General features: G+C 71.9%; 11 protein-coding genes and 1 pseudogene. 6 read left to right on the top strand and 6 right to left on the bottom strand.

Translation table 11 applies throughout. The annotated features are described in order from the left end of the window. Positions 1-25: 25 nt before the first annotated feature. On the bottom strand, positions 26-1,234 hold the full coding sequence (locus ACZ6I1_RS01340) for a cytochrome P450 family protein (RefSeq protein WP_469281803.1): 1,209 nt from the start codon (positions 1,232-1,234) through the stop codon (positions 26-28). Between the two features lie 80 nt (positions 1,235-1,314). Further along, positions 1,315-2,652, bottom strand: a complete 1,338-nt coding sequence (locus ACZ6I1_RS01335; protein ID WP_469281801.1) for a S28 family serine protease — start codon at positions 2,650-2,652, stop codon at positions 1,315-1,317. A 342-nt stretch (positions 2,653-2,994) separates the two neighbouring features. On the opposite strand from ACZ6I1_RS01335, the gene ctaD reads away from it, so the two are divergent. Both ctaD and ctaF read left to right on the top strand, forming a co-directional pair. Further along, complete coding sequence (ctaD, locus tag ACZ6I1_RS01330; protein WP_469281799.1) at positions 2,995-4,665, top strand: aa3-type cytochrome oxidase subunit I; 1,671 nt, start codon at positions 2,995-2,997, stop codon at positions 4,663-4,665. Continuing rightward, the gene (gene ctaF / locus ACZ6I1_RS01325) at positions 4,662-5,054 is read left to right on the top strand and encodes an aa3-type cytochrome oxidase subunit IV (RefSeq protein WP_469281797.1); all 393 of its coding nucleotides are present in this window, start codon (positions 4,662-4,664) and stop codon (positions 5,052-5,054) included. Before ctaD ends, ctaF begins: the two co-directional genes overlap by 4 nt. A 44-nt stretch (positions 5,055-5,098) precedes the next feature. On the opposite strand, the gene qcrB is transcribed toward ctaF, so the two are convergent. Then, a complete protein-coding gene (gene qcrB / locus ACZ6I1_RS01320; RefSeq protein ID WP_469281795.1) occupies positions 5,099-6,727 on the bottom strand; it encodes a cytochrome bc1 complex cytochrome b subunit in 1,629 nt (542 codons plus the stop codon). A gap of 297 nt (positions 6,728-7,024) precedes the next feature. On the opposite strand from qcrB, the gene ACZ6I1_RS01315 reads away from it, so the two are divergent. After that, positions 7,025-9,763, top strand: coding sequence for a glycoside hydrolase family 2 protein (locus ACZ6I1_RS01315; protein WP_469281793.1), 2,739 nt, complete (start codon positions 7,025-7,027; stop codon positions 9,761-9,763). Positions 9,764-9,957: 194 nt separating this feature from the next. Here the strand turns inward: ACZ6I1_RS01315 and ACZ6I1_RS01310 are convergent. Further along, a pseudogene (locus tag ACZ6I1_RS01310) lies at positions 9,958-10,668 on the bottom strand (IclR family transcriptional regulator); the annotation flags it as partial. A gap of 911 nt (positions 10,669-11,579) precedes the next feature. Then, complete coding sequence (locus ACZ6I1_RS01305) at positions 11,580-12,158, bottom strand: RNA polymerase sigma factor (RefSeq protein WP_446586352.1); 579 nt, start codon at positions 12,156-12,158, stop codon at positions 11,580-11,582. Positions 12,159-12,607: 449 nt separating this feature from the next. On the opposite strand from ACZ6I1_RS01305, the gene ACZ6I1_RS01300 reads away from it, so the two are divergent. The 3 genes from ACZ6I1_RS01300 to ACZ6I1_RS01290 are packed head-to-tail and all read left to right on the top strand — an operon-like array spanning position 12,608 to position 16,188. Further along, a complete protein-coding gene (locus ACZ6I1_RS01300) occupies positions 12,608-14,011 on the top strand; it encodes an MFS transporter (RefSeq protein ID WP_469281789.1) in 1,404 nt (467 codons plus the stop codon). Positions 14,012-14,041: 30 nt separating this feature from the next. Further along, a complete protein-coding gene (locus ACZ6I1_RS01295) occupies positions 14,042-14,770 on the top strand; it encodes a response regulator transcription factor (RefSeq protein WP_469281787.1) in 729 nt (242 codons plus the stop codon). Continuing rightward, positions 14,767-16,188: a sensor histidine kinase gene (locus ACZ6I1_RS01290; RefSeq protein ID WP_469281786.1), complete on the top strand. Its 1,422-nt coding sequence runs from the start codon at positions 14,767-14,769 to the stop codon at positions 16,186-16,188. The genes ACZ6I1_RS01295 and ACZ6I1_RS01290 overlap by 4 nt, the downstream gene beginning before the upstream one ends. On the opposite strand, the gene ACZ6I1_RS01285 is transcribed toward ACZ6I1_RS01290, so the two are convergent. Beyond that, positions 16,167-17,138, bottom strand: coding sequence for a TAXI family TRAP transporter solute-binding subunit (locus ACZ6I1_RS01285; protein WP_469281785.1), 972 nt, complete (start codon positions 17,136-17,138; stop codon positions 16,167-16,169). The two genes, ACZ6I1_RS01290 and ACZ6I1_RS01285, sit on opposite strands and share 22 nt — an antisense overlap. Between the last annotated feature and the right edge of the window lie 7 nt (positions 17,139-17,145).

Here is a 17,145-nt window from a genome sequence, read left to right as displayed (position 1 = left end):
GTGGACCGGCCCTGCGCCCCTCAGGTCACCAGCGCACGGGCAGCTCCCGTACGCCCCTGATCAGCATTCCGGGAACCCAGGACAGCTTCGCCTCGTCGCCGTCGGCGGCGAGTTCCGGGAAGCGCTCCAGCAGCGAGCGGAGCGCGATGCGGCCCTCCATCCGGGCCAGCGGAGCGCCGAGGCAGTAGTGCAGACCGTGCCCGAAGGCGATGTGGCCGCGGGCGTCCCGGCGGATGTCGAAGCGGTTCGGGTCTTCGAAGCGCGCCGGGTCGCGGTCCGCGTCCGCCATGGCGATCAGGACGGCCGAGCCCGCCGGGATCACCACCCCGCCCATCTCCACGTCTTCCAGGGCGAGTCGCTCGGTGCAGGTCTCGACGGGACCGTCGTAGCGGAGCATCTCCTCTATCGCGCCGTCGAGCAGACCGAGGTCCGCGCGCAGGTCGGCGAGCTGGTCGGGGTGGGCGAACAGGGCCCGCATCCCGTTGCCGATCATGTTGACCGTGGTCTCGTGCCCGGCGATGAGCAACAGGACGCTCATGCCGATCAGTTCGTTCGGCGCGAGCCGGTCCCCGCCCTCGTCGACGGCGTGGATCATCGCGCTGAGCAAGTCGTCGCCGGGGGCGGCACGCTTGGCCTCGATGAGCCCGCTCAGGTAGCGGGGCATCTCCGCGTACGCGAGGGCCTCCGCCTCCGGGCTGGTACGGGCCACCATTTCGCTGGACCACCTGCGGAACGCCTCGCGGTCCAGTTCGGGCACGCCGAGCAGCTCGCAGATGACGGTCATCGGGAGCGGGAAGGCGAAGGAGTTCACCAGGTCGCCCCGGCGCTCCGGGTTCGCCTCCATGGCGTCCAGCAGTTCGTCGGTCACCTGCTGGATGCGCGGTGCCAGGGTCTCGATGCGGCGCGGGGTGAACTCCCGGGCCACCAGGCGTCGCAGCCGGGTGTGGTCGGGCGGGTCGGACATCAGCATGTGGGCGAGCGCCGGGTGGTCCTGGTCGGCGTTGATGATCTGGCCCATGTCGCCTGATCTGCGCCAGTCCCGGCTCAGTCGCGGATCGGTGAAGGCCGTACGGCAGGCTTCGTGGCCGACGACCAGCCACATCTCTTCGTCGTCCGGGGTGCGCACGTGGTGCACGGGTCCCTTTTCCCGGAGGGCCGCGTAGACCGGGTAGGGGTCACGCGTGAAGTCCGGGCTGAGCTCGAGCAGATCGACAATGGCAGGTCGAAGCGCCATTCCATTCCCCCTGAATCGAATGCGTCGGAAAATCATACGCGGTTGCGTGTAGCAACCACACTAGTCCTCGCGTACGCCGTTCAGTTGGGCAGGCCTGCCCAGCGGCGCAGGGCGGCGGTGGCCTGTTGGGCCTCGTCCGCAGGCAAGCCCGCTATGGACACGTGGTGGTTGGCTCCGGGCACGTTGAAGAGGAAGGAGTCGCGTGTGCCGCTGCCCAGGCGGAAGGGTTCCGCGGTGGCGAGGTCGTTCTCGCCGTTGACGAACATGAGCGAGCTCCCGCGGTGGCGGACCCAGCGGTCGATGTCCTTCATCGCGGCGGGCTGGAACCGCAGGTCGATGTCTCGAGGCACGTACGAGCGGATCTCCTGGATGCCCGGATAGCGCAGCAGGTCGTCCAGGTGCGGGGTGGTGAACTGCGCGTACCCGAGCTGGGTGCCGAGTTGGTAGAAGTACGGAGCGTAGGCGGCGAGGGTCCGGTCGGTGTAGGCGGGGAGCTGGGTCACCTTGGCGATCCAGCCGTAGAGCGCGTCGTCGGTGGTCGCGGCGGTGGGTACGGAGGCGCAGCTTCCGGCGGGTTGGTGCATCCAGAACATCATCGGCAGGCGCAGGGTGGCCAGTTCGAAGGCGCGGTCCACGCCGCCGATGGTCTGGAAGGTGTGCGCGCCGGCCTCGGCCCACTGGCCGTACCGCTCCGTCATGGCCTGACGGCGGATCAGTGCCTCGCGCTGGACGGACTTGAGGGCGGCGCGGCAGTCGGCCGGTCCGAGCTGCTCGAGCCGGGCGTCGTAGGCGCTGTCGTCGCGGTCGTCCGTGTTGTGGGGAGCGGCGTACGCGACCGTGCCGGCCACGTCGTTCGGGTAGAAGCGGCGGTGGTAGACGGCGGTCATGCCGCCTTTGCTCCCTCCCGTGGAGATCCACGGGCCGTCGTAGACCGCTTTGAGGGCCCTGATGAGCCGGTGGTGGTCGCTCGCCGCCTGCCAGATGGTCAGCGTGGACCAGTCCGTGCCGCCCTCGGGCCGGGACTGCCCGAAGAAGCGCTGTTCGGTGGTGACCTGGTTGGCGTCCAGCATTCTGGTCGGCTCGCTCGGGCGCTGCGGCGACGTTCCGAGGTCGTAGCCGCCGGAGTAGAGCACGACGGGGCGTCGTGCCGACTTGTGGACGAGCGTCAGTCTCTGGTCGAAGGAGCCCCGCTCGGGATGGCGGTGGTCGGTCGGCTGGCGGTAGGCGAGGTCGAGGACGGTCTGCCCCGGGTCGGCCGGCCGTTCGCCGAGCACGCGCATGCCGGTTATGGCCTCGACCCTGGCACGCAGGTCGATGTCCACGGGATGAGCCGCGGCCGGGGCGGACAGTCCCGTGACCGTCAGCAGGATCACCGTCAGGACCAGCAAGGGCAGTCGGAGTGTCGTCGTGGGTTTCATACGTCCAGACAACCGGCTGCGCGCGGCCCGCGTATCCCCCGCGCGGGGATCGCGTCTCCCCCTGGCGGGGGAGGACACCTCGGGTCAACCGGCCGATGATCGAACCCATGAACGCACTCTCTTCCCGATCACGCTTCTGCTCCGTCGCCCGCCGGGTGATCGCTTCACCGACCGCGGCCACGCTTGCCGCCGGGCACCCCGCGCTGAGGTTCCCGCGCTCCGCGGGGCCCGATCCGGCTAACCGCCGGCGGCGCGCCGTTCGGCTGCCGGGCGGAACCGTGAACGGCTGCCAGGGTTGGCTGGCGAGGCATCACCGTCCCGCAGGCACCCCTGGAGTTCCCCATGGTCTCGGTCGACAGCACGCCGGAACGGGCGCTGGGAGATGCGGATGCGGGTACGGATACCGAGCGCCGTGTCGCCTCGGGGAACACCGTCCTGCGGCTGCTGTCGACCACCGATCACAAGGTGATCGGCAACATGTACCTCGTCACCGCGTTCGCGTTCTTCCTGTTCGCCGGGGTGCTGGCCATGCTCATGCGGGCCGAGCTGGCCCGGCCCGGTCTGCAGATCGTCTCGGCCGAGCAGTACAACCAGCTGTTCACGGTGCACGGCACGATCATGATGCTGCTCTTCGCGACGCCGACCTTCACCGGCTTCGCCAACGCGGTGATGCCGCTGCAGATCGGCGCGCCGGACGTGGCCTTCCCCCGGCTCAACGCCTTCACCTACTGGGTGTACCTGTTCGGTGGGCTGATGGTGGTCAGCGGGTTCCTGACGCCGAGCGGCTCGGCCTCGTTCGGCTGGTTCGCCTACGCCCCCCTCAACGGCGCCGTCTACACCCCCGGGGTGGGCGCGGACCTGTGGGTGATGGGCCTGGCCGTCTCGGGGCTGAGCACCATCCTGGGATCGGTCAACTTCATCACCACCATCGTCTGCCTGCGCGCTCCCGGCATGACCCTCTTCAGGATGCCGATCTTCACCTGGAACGTGCTGTTCACCTCGATCCTGGCCCTGCTGGCGTTCCCCGTCCTCACCGCGGCGCTGCTCGCGCTGGAGGCCGACCGGAAGTTCGGGGCGCACGTCTTCGACCCGGCGAACGGCGGGACGCTGCTGTGGCAGCACCTGTTCTGGTTCTTCGGCCATCCCGAGGTGTACATCGTCGCGCTGCCCTTCTTCGGGATCGTCAGCGAGATCCTGCCGGTGTTCAGCCGGAAGCCCATCTTCGGATACACCGCCCTGGTCGGCGCGACGATCGCCATCACCGGGCTGTCCGCCACCGTCTGGGCGCACCACATGTTCGCCACCGGGGCGGTCCTGCTGCCCTTCTTCGCACTGCTGTCCTTCCTCATCGCCGTCCCGACCGGGGTGAAGTTCTTCAACTGGATCGGGACGATGTGGAAGGGCTCGCTGTCCTTCGAGACACCGATGCTGTGGTCCGCCGGCTTCCTCGTCACTTTCCTCCTGGGCGGCTTCACGGGTGTGCTGATCGCCTCGCCCCCGATGGACTTCCACCTCACCGACAGCTACTTCATCGTGGCGCACCTGCACTACGTGCTCTTCGGCACGATCGTCTTCGCCACCTTCGCCGGGTTCTACTTCTGGTGGCCCAAACTCACCGGAAAGCTCCTCGACGAACGCCTGGGGAAGATCCATTTCTGGGTGCTGTTCGCGGGTTTCCAGCTGACCTTCCTGGTGCACCACTGGCTCGGCGAACAGGGCATGCCGCGCCGGTACGCCGACTACCTGGCAGCCGACGGGTTCACCCTCCTCAACACGCTGTCCACGATCGGCTCCTTCCTCCTGGGCCTGTCTACGCTGCCCTTCCTCTACAACGTGGTCCGGACGGCCCGGTACGGACGCCGGGTGCACGTCGACGACCCCTGGGGCTGGGGGCGTTCGCTCGAATGGGCCACGAGCTGCCCGCCGCCGCGGCACAACTTCGACGCCCTGCCGCGCATCCGGTCCGATTCGCCGGCGTTCGACCTGCACCATCCGGAGGTGAAGTCGGTATGAAGACGGAGGCATGGCTGTTCAGCTGGGTCGCGGTCTTCTTCGCGGTGACCGGCGGCGTTTACGTGCGGTACTCGGACGAGCCGGCCGGGGCCGCCGCCCTCGCCGTGTCCTTCCTGATGTCCGCGCTCATCGCCGTCTTCCTGTGGCGGCAGTTCCGCCGCGACGGCTACCGTCCCGAGGACCGCGGGGACGCGATGGTCCGCGAGGCGGGGGACCGGCGGTTCTCCTTCCCCGCCCGGAGTTACGCACCGGTGGTCTCGGCCGTGGGAACGGCACTGGTGGGCCTGGGCGTCGTCCAGGGGCTGTGGCTCGCCCTCATCGGGTTCGGCGTCCTCGTCCCCGGTGTCTTCGGGTTCGTGTTCCGGCCGGGCGAGGACCGCGCGGGCTGATCGCCGACGCGGTCAGCCCGTCGGCGGCTCGGTCCCGCGCGCGGTCAGTCCCCGGCGGAGGCGTCCCGCGCGTCGGGGCCCGCCAGGATCGCGTCGACCGTGCGCCGGTCCTCCTGCGACAGCGGCGGCGCCAGCACGTCCTTGTAGTACCAGCGGCTCGCGGCCGTACGCAGCCGTTCCACGAAGCCGCGGATCCGCCCGCCCCGCTCCGGCGCGGCCGGGCGGACCGGGCCGGACACCGGGTACACCAGCAGCGGATACCGCCGCTCGGCGCTCAGGGGCCGGTGGGACGGGTGGTATCCGCCCTCGACCGCCTGGCGCACTTCGTCGGTCTCCTCCCCGTGCGTCAGGGCGTCGATGTCCGCGCGCTGCAGGGCCAGGCAGATCCGCCGGGTGAGCCAGAAGGCCACCGGCGGTACGAGGAACACGGCGCACCTCAGGGCCCACGTCAGCCCCGGCAGCGGGAGGTCGAAGACGAAGGCGATCAGGTCCTGCGCCCCGGCGAGCAGCAGCACCGTGTAGCCGGAGACCACCGACACCGCCAGGGCCGTCCGGGCCGGCCGGTGCCGCGGCCGGTCGCACAGGTGGTGTTCGCCCTGGTCGGGGCTGATCCAGCGCTCGAAGTAGGGATAGGCGTACAGGCCGGTGAACAGGGCGCCGGGGAGCAGGACGCCGGCCACGAGCGGATTCCACGACAGGGTGTGGCCCCACAGCCTGGTCTCGACCCCCGGCATGAGCCTCAGCGCGCCCTCCAGGAAGCCCACGTACCAGTCGGGCTGGGCGCCGGTGGAGACCTGGTCCGGCAGGTACGGCCCGTAGGCCCAGACCGGGTTGATCTGCGCCAGCGCCGAGAGCCCCGCGAGAACGCCCGCGACCAGGAAGAAGAATCCCGCCGACTTCGCCGCGTACTGGGGGAAGAAGGGCTTGCCTACCGCGTTGCGGCCGGTCCTGCCGGGCCCCGGCCACTGGGTGTGCTTCAGGTGCACGACCAGCAGGAGGTGGAGCGTCACCAGGGCGAGGAGGAGCCCCGGGACGAGGAGGATGTGCACGGGGTAGAGCCTGGACACGATGTCCTCGCCCGGGTATTCGCCGCCGAAGACCAGGAAGCCGGCGTACGTGCCGACGACGGGCACGGACAGCATGATGCCCTGGGCCGTGCGCAGGCCGGTCCCGGAGAGCAGGTCGTCGGGGAGCGAGTAGCCGGCGAAGCCTTCGACCAGGGCCAGCACGAACATCGTGACCCCGACCGTCCAGTTGAGTTCCCGCGGCTTGCGGAAGGCTCCGGTGAAGAAGACGCGCAGCAGGTGCACGGCGATGGCGGCGACGAACACGAGCGCCGCCCAGTGGTGCATCTGGCGGATCAGCAGGCCGCCGCGCACATCGAAGCTGATGCGCAGGGTGGAGGCGTACGCCTCGGAGACGCGCAGGCCGCGGAGCGGTCCGTAGGAGCCGCTGTAGACGACCTCGTTCATCGACGGCTGGAAGAAGAACGCCAGGTAGGTGCCGGTCAGCAGGAGCACGAGGAGGCTGTAGAGCGCGATCTCTCCGAGGAGGAAGGACCAGTGGTCCGGAAAGGCCTTCCGTACGGCCCCCTTGGCCACTTCGCCCAGGGGGAGCCGGGCGTCGAGCGCGGCGGCGGACCGTACGGCCGAGCGCCCGGCCCGTGCGGCCAAGCGCGCCCTCCTCTTGTCCGCCTGCACCGATCCACGCCTTCCCGCCGGAGGTCGCCGAAGTCCGGCTCGTGCCGTCGAGCATGGCGCTCCGGCGGCCCGTCGGCAGGGAGGCACGCAGTCCGGGCGCGGAATGCGCCTCCCATGGCGGACCCGCTGCCGCAGGCGGTCGAGCCGCCGCTCCGGTGTGGGCCTGTCGCCGTCGGGTGTGACCCGTGCCGTGGCACACTCGGGTCCGCTCGATCCGCTTTGCTCATATTTGAGCCATTTCGCTCCGACCCCGTTCCCGCGGGAGGCCCCGTGTTCCGCAGCCTCGCTCTCGTACGCGGCGGGCTCGCCGCCCTCGCCGCCGCCGGCCTGATCCTCGGCCTCACGGCGGGCACCACCCGGCCGGCTCCCGGGCCGCGCGCCACCCCGGCCGCCACCGTCCCCGCCCCCACCCCGGTCTCCGCGGCGCCCGGCAGCACGACGGTCCTGACCGGATACGCGATCCAGTCGACGGCCAAGGTCGAGGACCCGGCGGCCGCCGTGTCCCGTCCCGGCTATCCGGCGGCGGGCTGGTATCCGGCCGGGCCCCGCTCCACCGTCCTCGCGGCACTGCTCGCCGCCGGCGTGTACCCGGATCCCTTCTACTCCACCCAGCAGAAGCAGATCCCGGCCGCGGACTTCACCGTGCCCTGGTGGTACCGCTCCGACTTCACGGTCACCGACACGACCGCCCGTACGTACCTGGACTTCAGCGGGGTGATCTCCGCAGCCGACGTGTTCGTCAACGGCCGGCAGATCGCCACGGCGAGCACGGTCGCGGGCGCCTACACCCGGCACGAGCTCGATGTCACCGACCTGATCGAGACGGGTGCCAACACGGTCGCCTTCCGGATCCAGCCCAACAACCCGCGCAAGCGGCTCACCATGGGCTGGCTCGACTGGCTGCAGCCGCCCCCCGACGAGAACATGGGCATCGTCCGGGACGTCACGGTGCGCCGCGGCGGTCCGGTCGCCCTGCGCGACGCGCACGTGGTGAGCACCCTGGCCATGCCGTCGATGGCCTCGGCCGACCTGACCGTCAAGGCCCGGGTGCGCAACGACTCGGCGGACACCGTCACCACGACGGTGTCCGGCACCGCGGGCCCGGCCTCCGTCAGCCGCACCGTCACGCTGGCGCCCCACGAGACCCGCAGCATCGTCTTCTCCCCCGCCGACCTTCCCGCGCTGAGGCTGAGCCCGCCCCGCGTGTGGTGGCCGGCCGCGATGGGCGAGCAGCCGATGTACGGGTTCGAGCTGACCGCGAGGGTGAACGGCGCGGCCTCCGACACCGCTCGCGGGTCCTTCGCCGTCCGTGATGTGCGGGCACCGCTGAACGCCGACGGCGCCCGGCAGTACCGGATCAACGGCCGCCCGCTGCTGATCAAGGGCGGCGGCTGGTCCCCGGACGAGTTCCTGCGCTGGGACCCGGCCTACGTCGAGGACCGCCTCACCCACGCCCTCGACCTGGGCCTGAACACCCTGCGCCTCGAAGGGCACATCGAGCCCGACGAGTTCTTCGACCTCGCCGACCGGCACGGGATCCTGACGCTGCCCGGCTGGGAGTGCTGCGACAAGTGGGAAGGGGAGGTCAACGGCACGGAGGCCGGAGAGCGGTGGGACGCGCCCGACTACGCCGTCGCCAAGGCCTCGATGGCCGCCGAAGCGGCCCGGCTCCGCCACCACCCCAGCGTGATCTCCTTCCTCATCGGCAGCGATTTCGCACCGAACGAGGAGATCGAGGAGATGTACGTCGATGCGCTGAAGGCCGCCGACTGGCCGACCCCGGTGGTGCCCGCGGCCTCCGACGCCTCCGCGCCGATCACCGGACGCTCCGGCATGAAGATGACCGGTCCCTACGACTGGGTGCCGCCCGGCTACTGGTACGCCAAGCGGGAGGGCGGCGCGACCGGCTTCAACTCCGAGACCAGCGCGGGCCCCGGCATCCCGACGCTCGACACGCTGCGCCGCATGATGTCCCCGGCCGAGCTGGAGACCCTGTGGAAGAACCCGTCCGCGGCCCAGTACCACCGCTCCCCCTCCCCCACCTTCGCGACGCTCAAGCTGTACAACGCCGCGCTGGCCGGCCGGTACGGTCCGCCGACCGGCCTCGAGGACTACGTGCGCAAGGCGCAGCTCGCCCAGTACGAGAACGTACGCGCGCAGTTCGAGGCGTACGCCCGCAACGCCAAGGACGCCTCGCGGCCGTCGACCGGCGTCATCTACTGGATGTTCAACAGCGGCTGGACCTCGCTGCAGTGGCAGCTCGTGGACCGGTATCTCGACCAGGGCGGGTCGTACTTCGGGGCGAAGAAGGCGAACGAGCCCCTGCACATCCAGTACGGGTACGACAACCGCGCGGTGACCGTGGTCAACCACCGGACCACGGCGGCCGGCGGGCTGACCGCGCGGGTCACGCTCTTCGGCACCGACGGCACCCAGCGGTACGACCGGACCGTGACCGGTGTGGGCGTCGCGGGCGGCGGCGGGAGCAGCACCGCGCTGACCGTCCCCGTCCCCGCCTCCGTCCCCGGACTCTCCGGCACCTATCTGGCCCGGCTGCTCCTCACCGACGCCGACGGGCGGGAGGTGAGCCGCAACGTCTACTGGCTCTCCACCCGGGCGGACGTGCTCGACTACGCGAAGAGCACCTGGTACCACACGCCCACCACCGCCTACGCCGACCTCACGGGGCTCGACGCGATGCCGCAGGCGCCCGTCACCGCGACGGCGTCGACGACGGCGGACGGTGGTGCGGGGACGTCCACGACGACGGTCACGGTGCGCAACACGGGCACCGGGAACACCCCGGCCCTGCTCACCGACGTGCACCTCGTGTCGGCGCAGGGCGCGCCCGTACTGCCCGTCCGGTGGAGCGACAACCAGATCAGCCTCTGGCCGGGCGAGTCGGCGACGCTGACCGCGACCTACCGGACGGGAGACCTGCGCGGTTCCGCGCCGAAGCTGCGGATCTCCGGCTGGAACACGCCCACGGTCACGCTCCCCGCCGCCTGAACCACCGCCACCGCCGTTCGGCGACCTGAGTTCACGACGGGACGGGCCCGCGGCACGTGAGGTGCGGCGGGCCCGTCCCGAGCCGGACGTCCGGTCTAGGCGATCGGTGACAGGAGGCTGCTGCCCAGCCCCGCGGGGCCGGTCCGTCCCTCCTGCGCCCCGCTCGGACGCATGGCGGACTGCGTGCTGCCGACGACGATCAGGGCGATCAGGACGGCCGCGGCTTCGCTCTGCAGGATCCGGGCGGCCTGTTGCAGCCGGCGGGGGTCGGTGGCCGGGATGGACAGGGCCACGCACTCCGCGTTCGGCCCCGCGGTGATCGGTACCGCGGCGCAGACCGTGCCCAGCGCGTACTCCTGCAGGTCGAGCAGGGGGGCGCTGGGCCGGCGGCTGTCGAGCTCGTGGAAGAGGGCTTGCGGGGTGCCCAGGGTGTGGGCGGTGAAGCGGGTGAGCCGGTGACGGGAGAGGTGGTCCTTTCGCTGGTCGTCGTCGAGCTGGGTGAGCAGGGCCTTGCCGACGGCCGAGGCATGGGCGGCGGCACGGAAGTCGACGTACTCCTCGACCAGCGGCGTGGCGGGCCCGTCGGCGTACTGGGTGATGGAGACCTCTCCGTCGGTGTAGCGGGCCACGTAGACGGCGGCCCCGACCGCGTCCCTCACCCAGGCGAGCGTCTCCTGCAGGTGGGCGCGGCCGTCCTCGCCCTGGGTGAGCCGCAGCGCACTGCCGCCGATGTAGGCGTCGGGTCCGACGGGGGTGACCAGTGCGGCGCGGATCAGCTGTTCCACGGCCCGGGCCAGGGCCAGTTGGGGCAGTTCCGTCTCGCGGGCGATCTGCGTCAGGCTGACGCCGCCCGCGTAGCGGTTGACGACCTCCAGGACGCGCAGGGCCTGGTGGACCGATTGCATCGCGGCCGGCGCGGGGCGCCGTCCGGGTGCGCTGCGCAGCGGCCGGGCCGGCTGCGGCTCCGTGAACACTTCGAGGGCCCAGACGTGCGCCGCCTCGTCGGTCAGGTTCAGCGGGTTGAGGCGTGCGTGCTGCGCCACGGCCGCGGCGACCTGCGGGCCGGGGAGCGGAACCTCGCCCAGGTCCGGGTCCTCGGACCAGACCCGTGCGGTGACGGCCCGGCTCAGCCGCGGGGGCAGCCGGTAGGGGGGACGTACAAAGCGGCCCCCGCCGGTGAGGGGGGTGAGGTCCTGGGTGGTGATGGGCGGGGAGGTCCAGATGATCGAGGCCCGCAGGGCTTCCTCGAGGGTCTCCGGGACCTCCGGCAGGGACGGCAGGTGCTCGTCCGGCGGCAGGGTCTGGGCCTGTCGCTTCCAGTGGCGGGCGGTCTTCACCTCGGCGCGGGCCAGGTGGTGGAGGTAGAGGCACCGGGCGGCGGTCTGCGAACCGGCGCCGGCCGCGTACTGGAACCAGAACTGCGCGCCCTCGTCGTCGTTCAGGTGCAGGAGGCAGCCGAACAGCAGTGCCGAGTCCGCCCCGTGGGGCCAGGAGTCGGCGCCCAGGGCGAGTTCCGCGAAGGACCGGCTCTCCGCCAGGGCCCAGGCGATCTCGTCCAGCGTCCTGGCGGCCCGCACGTGACAGGTGGCGTCCAGGACGAGGTCGTCGGCCGCCACCGCCGACCGCGGCGCGGGCAGGACACCGCCCTCCGTGCCGATCGCCGCCCGGGCACGGTCGGCGACGATCCGGCGGGCGATCCGTCGCCGTGCCGCGCCCTCGTCGTACCCGGCGTACTCCTCGACCAGGACCTCCGCTTCCTGCAGTGCCGCGTCCAACCCATCCCACGTCACAGGGTCGCGGTCGCGAGTCACATCGCTCACTGGTCCTTCTCCTCTCCAGGGACCCACTCCACCCCGAGTTTCCGGGACAGGTTCCGGCGCGCGCCTCGGATGTGCGAGCGCACGGTCGCGGAGGAAATGCCCATCATCCGGGCGACCGTGTCGTTGTCGTTGCCCAGCAGGAAGGCCAGCAGCACCACGTCGTACTGCCGCTCGGACAGGTCCGCGATCGCCGCGTACAGGCCGAGTTTCGACTCCAGCAGCTCCATCCGCTCCCGGGAGGCGCGGCGCAGCGCGGCGAACCACGCGGTTTCCACCATCGCCACCGAGCGGGCCGAGACCGCGAGCCTGCGCTCGACGTGCTCGCGGAGCACCGCCCACGCGAACCCGTGCAGGCTCGCCTCCTTCAGGGCGTGCGGCCATACCTTCAGCAGGAACGTGAACACGTCGTCGACGACGTACTCCGCGTCCTTGCGGGAGCCCAGCTGCAGATGGGCATAGCGCAGGTAGGCGCGATGCTGCTGGGAATGGAAGGCGGTGTACTCCACGGGCAGGACACCAGCCAGCTCGCTGGAGACCGCCTGGTCTCCGGATGGGTCGAACTCGCCCTCACTCATGCACTCTCCCACGGCTGCTCGTAGCCGCCCACCGGGACGGCAACACCCTGACCACGTCAAAAGCGAAAACACGGACCGCGGTAGCGGTTATCAGCACGAGGGCAACGACCTCGACGTTCACGTCTGCGCGAAACCTTCCCGATGGCGTGTGTAGCGCGTCTGCCTACCCCCACATCCGGCAGCCGTGGAGCACCAAGCGCTCCTCATCACCACCGAATCGGAAAACACGCCCGATCGTGCAAGCCGGTCCCCGGGAATCTTCCGGGAATAGCGCATCCGCTCCCCCGTGCGCCCCCTGGCGCCCGCGCACGCCCCTCGGCTTTCTTAGCGGGACGTTAGATCTGGGTGGCGGACCTTGTCCGCGGGCCGCGGCAGCCGCATGCTCTGGGCACTTCCCCGCCTCCGGGGCATCCCCCCGTCCCCGTCAGGGACTTCCGTCTGGAGCCGCCATGTCCTCGTCCACCGTCATGCCCACGCCGCCGCCACTGCCACCGGGCGATGAGCGCAAGAAGCGCCGGCTCGCGCTGGTCGGCGGGTCGCTCGGCAATCTCGTCGAGTGGTACGACTGGTTCGTCTACGCCAGTTTCGCGATCTACTTCGCCGACTCCTTCTTCCCCGGCGACAATCCGACCACCCAGCTGATGAACACGGCGGGCATCTTCGCGGTCGGCTTCCTGATGCGGCCCGTCGGCGGATGGATCCTCGGCCGCGCCGCCGACCGGCACGGGCGCAAGAGCGCGCTCACCCTGACCGTCACCATGATGTCGGTGGCCGCCCTGCTGATCGCCGTCGCGCCGACCTACGGCCAGGCCGGCTACTTCGGCGCCCTGGTGCTGCTGCTCGCCCGCCTGCTCCAGGGGATGAGCATCGGCGGCGAGTACGCGGCCAGCGCCACCTACCTCACCGAGGCGTCGGCCCGCAACCGGCGCGGCCTGGGATCGTCGTTCCAGTACGTGTCGATGACGTGCGGGCAGCTCCTCGGCCTGGGCATCCTGATCACGCTGCAGCACACGCTCACCACAAGCCAGTTGGAGAGCTGGGGCTGGCGGATTCCCTTCGTCCTCGGGGCGTTGTTCGCGGTGGTGGTCTTCTGGCTGCGGCGGCGGCTCCAGGAGACCGACGCGTTCAAGGAGGAGACGTCGGGCGAGGACGCCCCTGACGACAGCACGCGCGGCACGCTGAAGCTCCTGTGGCAGCACCGGCGGCAGGCCGGACTGGTCATGGCGCTCACCCTGGGCGGCACCGTGGCGTACTACACGTACACCACGTACCTCACCAAGTACCTGGTCGGCAGCGCCGGCATGCCGAAGACCACCGCGACACTGGTGAGCTTCACGGCCCTGGCCCTCTTCGCCGTGCTGCAGCCCTTCGCCGGGATGCTGTCCGACCGGATCGGCCGCCGGCCCCTGCTGATCACCTTCGCGGTGGGCTGCACGATCGGCACGTACCCGATCATGACCGCCCTGGGGTCGGCCTCCTCGTACTGGTCCGCGCTGGGCCTTTCGCTGCTGGCCCTGGTGATCGTCACCGGCTACACGTCGATCAACGCGGCGGTCAAGGCCGAGCTGTTCCCCACCCGGGTGCGCGCCCTGGGCGTGGCGCTGCCGTACGCGATCGCCAACGCGCTGTTCGGCGGCACGGCGGAGTACGTGGCGCTGTGGTTCAAGAGCAGCGGCCACGAGAGCATGTTCTTCTGGTACGTCTCCGGGTGCGCGCTGATCTCCCTGGTGACGTACGTGCTCATGCCGGACACCCGCAACGCCGCGCTCAGCCGTGCCGAGGAGCGGGCCGACGCCGAGGCGCAGGCCGACGGCGGCCCGGACCGGCCCTCGGCGGCTCCCGTAAGCTGCTGACCCCGGTCACCGGTCGCGAGGGAACTGTCTATGCACGCGCTTCTCGTCGAGGACGACGACCGCATGGCCCAGGCCCTCGGCACCGCCCTCGCCCAGCGCGGGCACACCGTCCGCAGGGCGGGCCGTGCGATGGACGCCCTGCGGCACGTCCGCGAGGCCGACTTCGTCCTGCTCGACCTGGGCCTGCCGGATCTGGACGGGCTCGAGCTGCTGCGGCGGCTGCGCACCGTCTGCGACGCGCCGCTGATCGTGGTGACCGCGCGCTGCGAGGAGCGCGACATCGTGCAGGGGCTGCGGGCCGGCGCCGACGACTACGTGGTCAAGCCGTTCCGGATGGCCGAGCTGATGGCCCGGATCGACACCGTGCGGCGCCGGACGGGCGCGCCGTCGGGCAGGCCGGAGGCCGACGGCGGACCGGTCCGCGCCGGGGACGTCGAGGTGGACCCGGCGGGCCGTACGGTGACGGTGGCGGGGGCCGAGGTCCGGCTCACGCGCCGCGAGTTCGACGTGCTGGCCATCCTGGCCGCCCGCCCTGACGAGGTGCACTCCCGGGAGGAGATCCTGGACCGGGTCTGGGGTGACGCCTTCCTCGCCGCCTCCCGCTCCCTGGATGTCCACGTGGCGGGCATCCGCGCCAAGACGGGCCGCTCCGGCCTGGTGCGCACGGTCCGGGGGTTCGGCTACCAGCTCGGGTCCCCGGCCGCACGGGACGGCGACGGCGGGGGCGGGGGCGGCGGTACGCGGGACGGCGGGCGGTGAGGCGCAGGCTCCTCGCCGTACTGATGGTGCTCATGGGCGCGGCGGCGCTGCTGCTCTGCGCACCGCTGGCCGATGCGTACGCCCGCGGCCGGACCGAGCACCTGCTCCTGCAACGGCGTTCGGAGGCCGTGCGGTTCGCCGACCTCGCCGACCGGATGCGCACGGACGCCGACCGGTCGGAGCTGTCCGCCGAGATCGGCCGGTACGCCCAGCTGTACGGAGCCCGGGTGGTCGTCGTCGACACGGCGGGAGCCGCGGTCGCGCGGGCCGGAGCGGGGCCGGACTGGGAGGGCGCCCGCGCGGCGGCGGAGGCCCGGCGCCGCGCCCTCACCGGCCGCTCCACGGACCGGCTGCCCACCGTTCGCCCGTGGGGTCCGAGGGCCGTGGTGCTCGCCGAGCCGGTGGGCCGCGACGAGCGGGTGAGCGGGGCGGTCCTGATGGCCGTGCCCACCGGCGCCGCACGGCTGGACGTGACGGTCCGCTGGTCGGTCATCGCCGGCGGCGCCGTCGCCGCTTTCGCGGCGGCCGCCCTGGTGGCCGCGGGGATCGCGCGCTGGCTGATGCGCCCGGTGCGCGATCTGGACCGGGCGGTGGAGGGGCTGGCCGCCGGCAGTCTCCACGCACGGGCCGTCTCCGACACCGGGCCGCCGGAACTGCGCCGTCTGCGCCGCCACTTCAACATCATGGCGGAGGCCGTGGCCGACTCCATCGGCCGCCAGCGCGACTTCGTCGCCGACGCCTCCCACCAGCTGCGCAACCCGCTGGCCGCGCTGGTGCTTCAGCTGGAGAACGTCGAACCGCACCTCGCCCCCGGGCCCGGCCGGGAGGAGCACACCCGCGCCCTGGACGAGGCGGAGCGCCTGGAGGAGCTGCTCGACGGACTGCTGGCCCTGGCCCGGGTGGAGTCCGGCCGCGCGGAGCTGACGGACCAGGACGTGTCACGGACCGTACGGGAACGGGTGCGGGCCTGGGCTCCGGTGTTCCTGGACGGCGGGCTGGAGGTGGCGGTCACCGCCCTGCCGGACGATCTGCGGGCGCGCGCCCTGCCCGACGCGGCGGGCCGGATCCTGGACGCGCTCCTCGACAACGCGGTCAAGTTCGTGCCGCGCGGCGGCCGGGTGGAGGTGAGCGCCGCCCACGGCGCGGACGGGTCAGCCGTCGTGCGGGTCGCCGATGACGGTCCGGGCGTGGCGGCGGACCAATTGCCGCTGCTGCTACGGCGGTTCGCCCGCGCCCCCGAGCACCAGAACGTGCGCGGCAGCGGGCTGGGACTGGCCATCGCCGAGGAGACCGCACGCATCAGCGGCGGGCGGCTCGGTGTCTTCGCCAACGTGCCGCACGGCTTGGTCGTGGAGTTCCGGCTCCCGCCGTCCGCAGGCCGGTGTGGCGGCAGCGCTCAGCCGTACACCGAGCGGTAGTAGGCGACCGCGCCCGGGTGGAGCGCCACCGCGCCGGTCGAGATCGCGAACCGGGGCTCGAGGCGTGCGCCCGCCGTCACCTCCCGCAGCAGGTCGCTCCACCGTTCGAACACCACCTGGAGCAGTGCGTGCGTGGCGCTCGCGGGTACGTCGTCACGGGCCAGGAGGTAGTTGCCGACCCCGATGGTGCCCACGGGCTCCGTGAGCCCGTACACCCCGGCGGGCAGGGTGACCGTCGTGTAGACGGGGCCGTGGCTCTGGCGCAGCGCGCCCACGTAACCGTCCAGCGGGAGGAACCTGAGCGGGAGTTCGGTCGCCAGTGCGGACAGCGCCGGTGTGGGTACGCCTCCGGACCAGAACAGCGCGTCGACCGCGCCCTCGCGCAGCGCCGCCGCCGACCCGGCGAGCCCGAGCTGCCGCTCGTCGGCCGGTGCCGGGCCGCCGTTCAGACCGGCGGCCCGCAGCACCCGTCCGGACACCACCTGCACGCCCGACCCCGCCGCGCCCACCGCGACCGGACGCCCGGCGAGATCCTGCATGGATCGCACCGGGCCGTCCGCCCGGACGAGGAGGTGGGTGTAGTTCACGTAGACCCGGGCCAGCGCCGTCACCGCGGCCGGGCGGATGAACGGCTCGCGGCCCCGTACCGCGTCCTCGGCCGCGTCCGCCATGGCCAGCGCCAGTTCCACGGACCCGTCATCCAGCTTCCGCAGGTTGTCCACGCTCGCCGAGGTGCTCACCGGCACGATCTCCAGGCGGCGTCCGCTCGCGGCGGCGGCCTGGGCCAGGGCCATGCCGAAGGCGTTGTACGGGCCGCCCTCCGGCCCCGTCGCGAGCCGGAGCCGCCGTACCGGACCGGCGCGCCCCGAGCATCCGGCCAGCGCCGCGGCCGCGACCGCTCCGAGCCCGGCGCCCATCAGCCGTCGGCGGCTCACCCCTGCACTGGTCACGGCCGAA

It is taken from the genome of Streptomyces sp. NPDC046303 (assembly GCF_055588085.1).
Note: the sequence above shows the minus strand (reverse complement) of the source record. Positions and strands in the feature narration are given on the sequence as shown.

What these genes read in the sequence shown, in the direction of transcription:
- ACZ6I1_RS01340 (WP_469281803.1), bottom strand. Translation starts at nt 1,234, where the DNA reads ATGGCGCTTCGACCTGCCATTGTCGATCTGCTCGAGCTCAGCCCGGAC.
- ACZ6I1_RS01335 (WP_469281801.1), bottom strand. Translation starts at nt 2,652, where the DNA reads ATGAAACCCACGACGACACTCCGACTGCCCTTGCTGGTCCTGACGGTG.
- ctaD (WP_469281799.1), top strand. Translation starts at nt 2,995, where the DNA reads ATGGTCTCGGTCGACAGCACGCCGGAACGGGCGCTGGGAGATGCGGAT.
- ctaF (WP_469281797.1), top strand. Translation starts at nt 4,662, where the DNA reads ATGAAGACGGAGGCATGGCTGTTCAGCTGGGTCGCGGTCTTCTTCGCG.
- ACZ6I1_RS01305 (WP_446586352.1), bottom strand. Translation starts at nt 12,158, where the DNA reads ATGAGTGAGGGCGAGTTCGACCCATCCGGAGACCAGGCGGTCTCCAGC.
- ACZ6I1_RS01300 (WP_469281789.1), top strand. Translation starts at nt 12,608, where the DNA reads ATGTCCTCGTCCACCGTCATGCCCACGCCGCCGCCACTGCCACCGGGC.
- ACZ6I1_RS01295 (WP_469281787.1), top strand. Translation starts at nt 14,042, where the DNA reads ATGCACGCGCTTCTCGTCGAGGACGACGACCGCATGGCCCAGGCCCTC.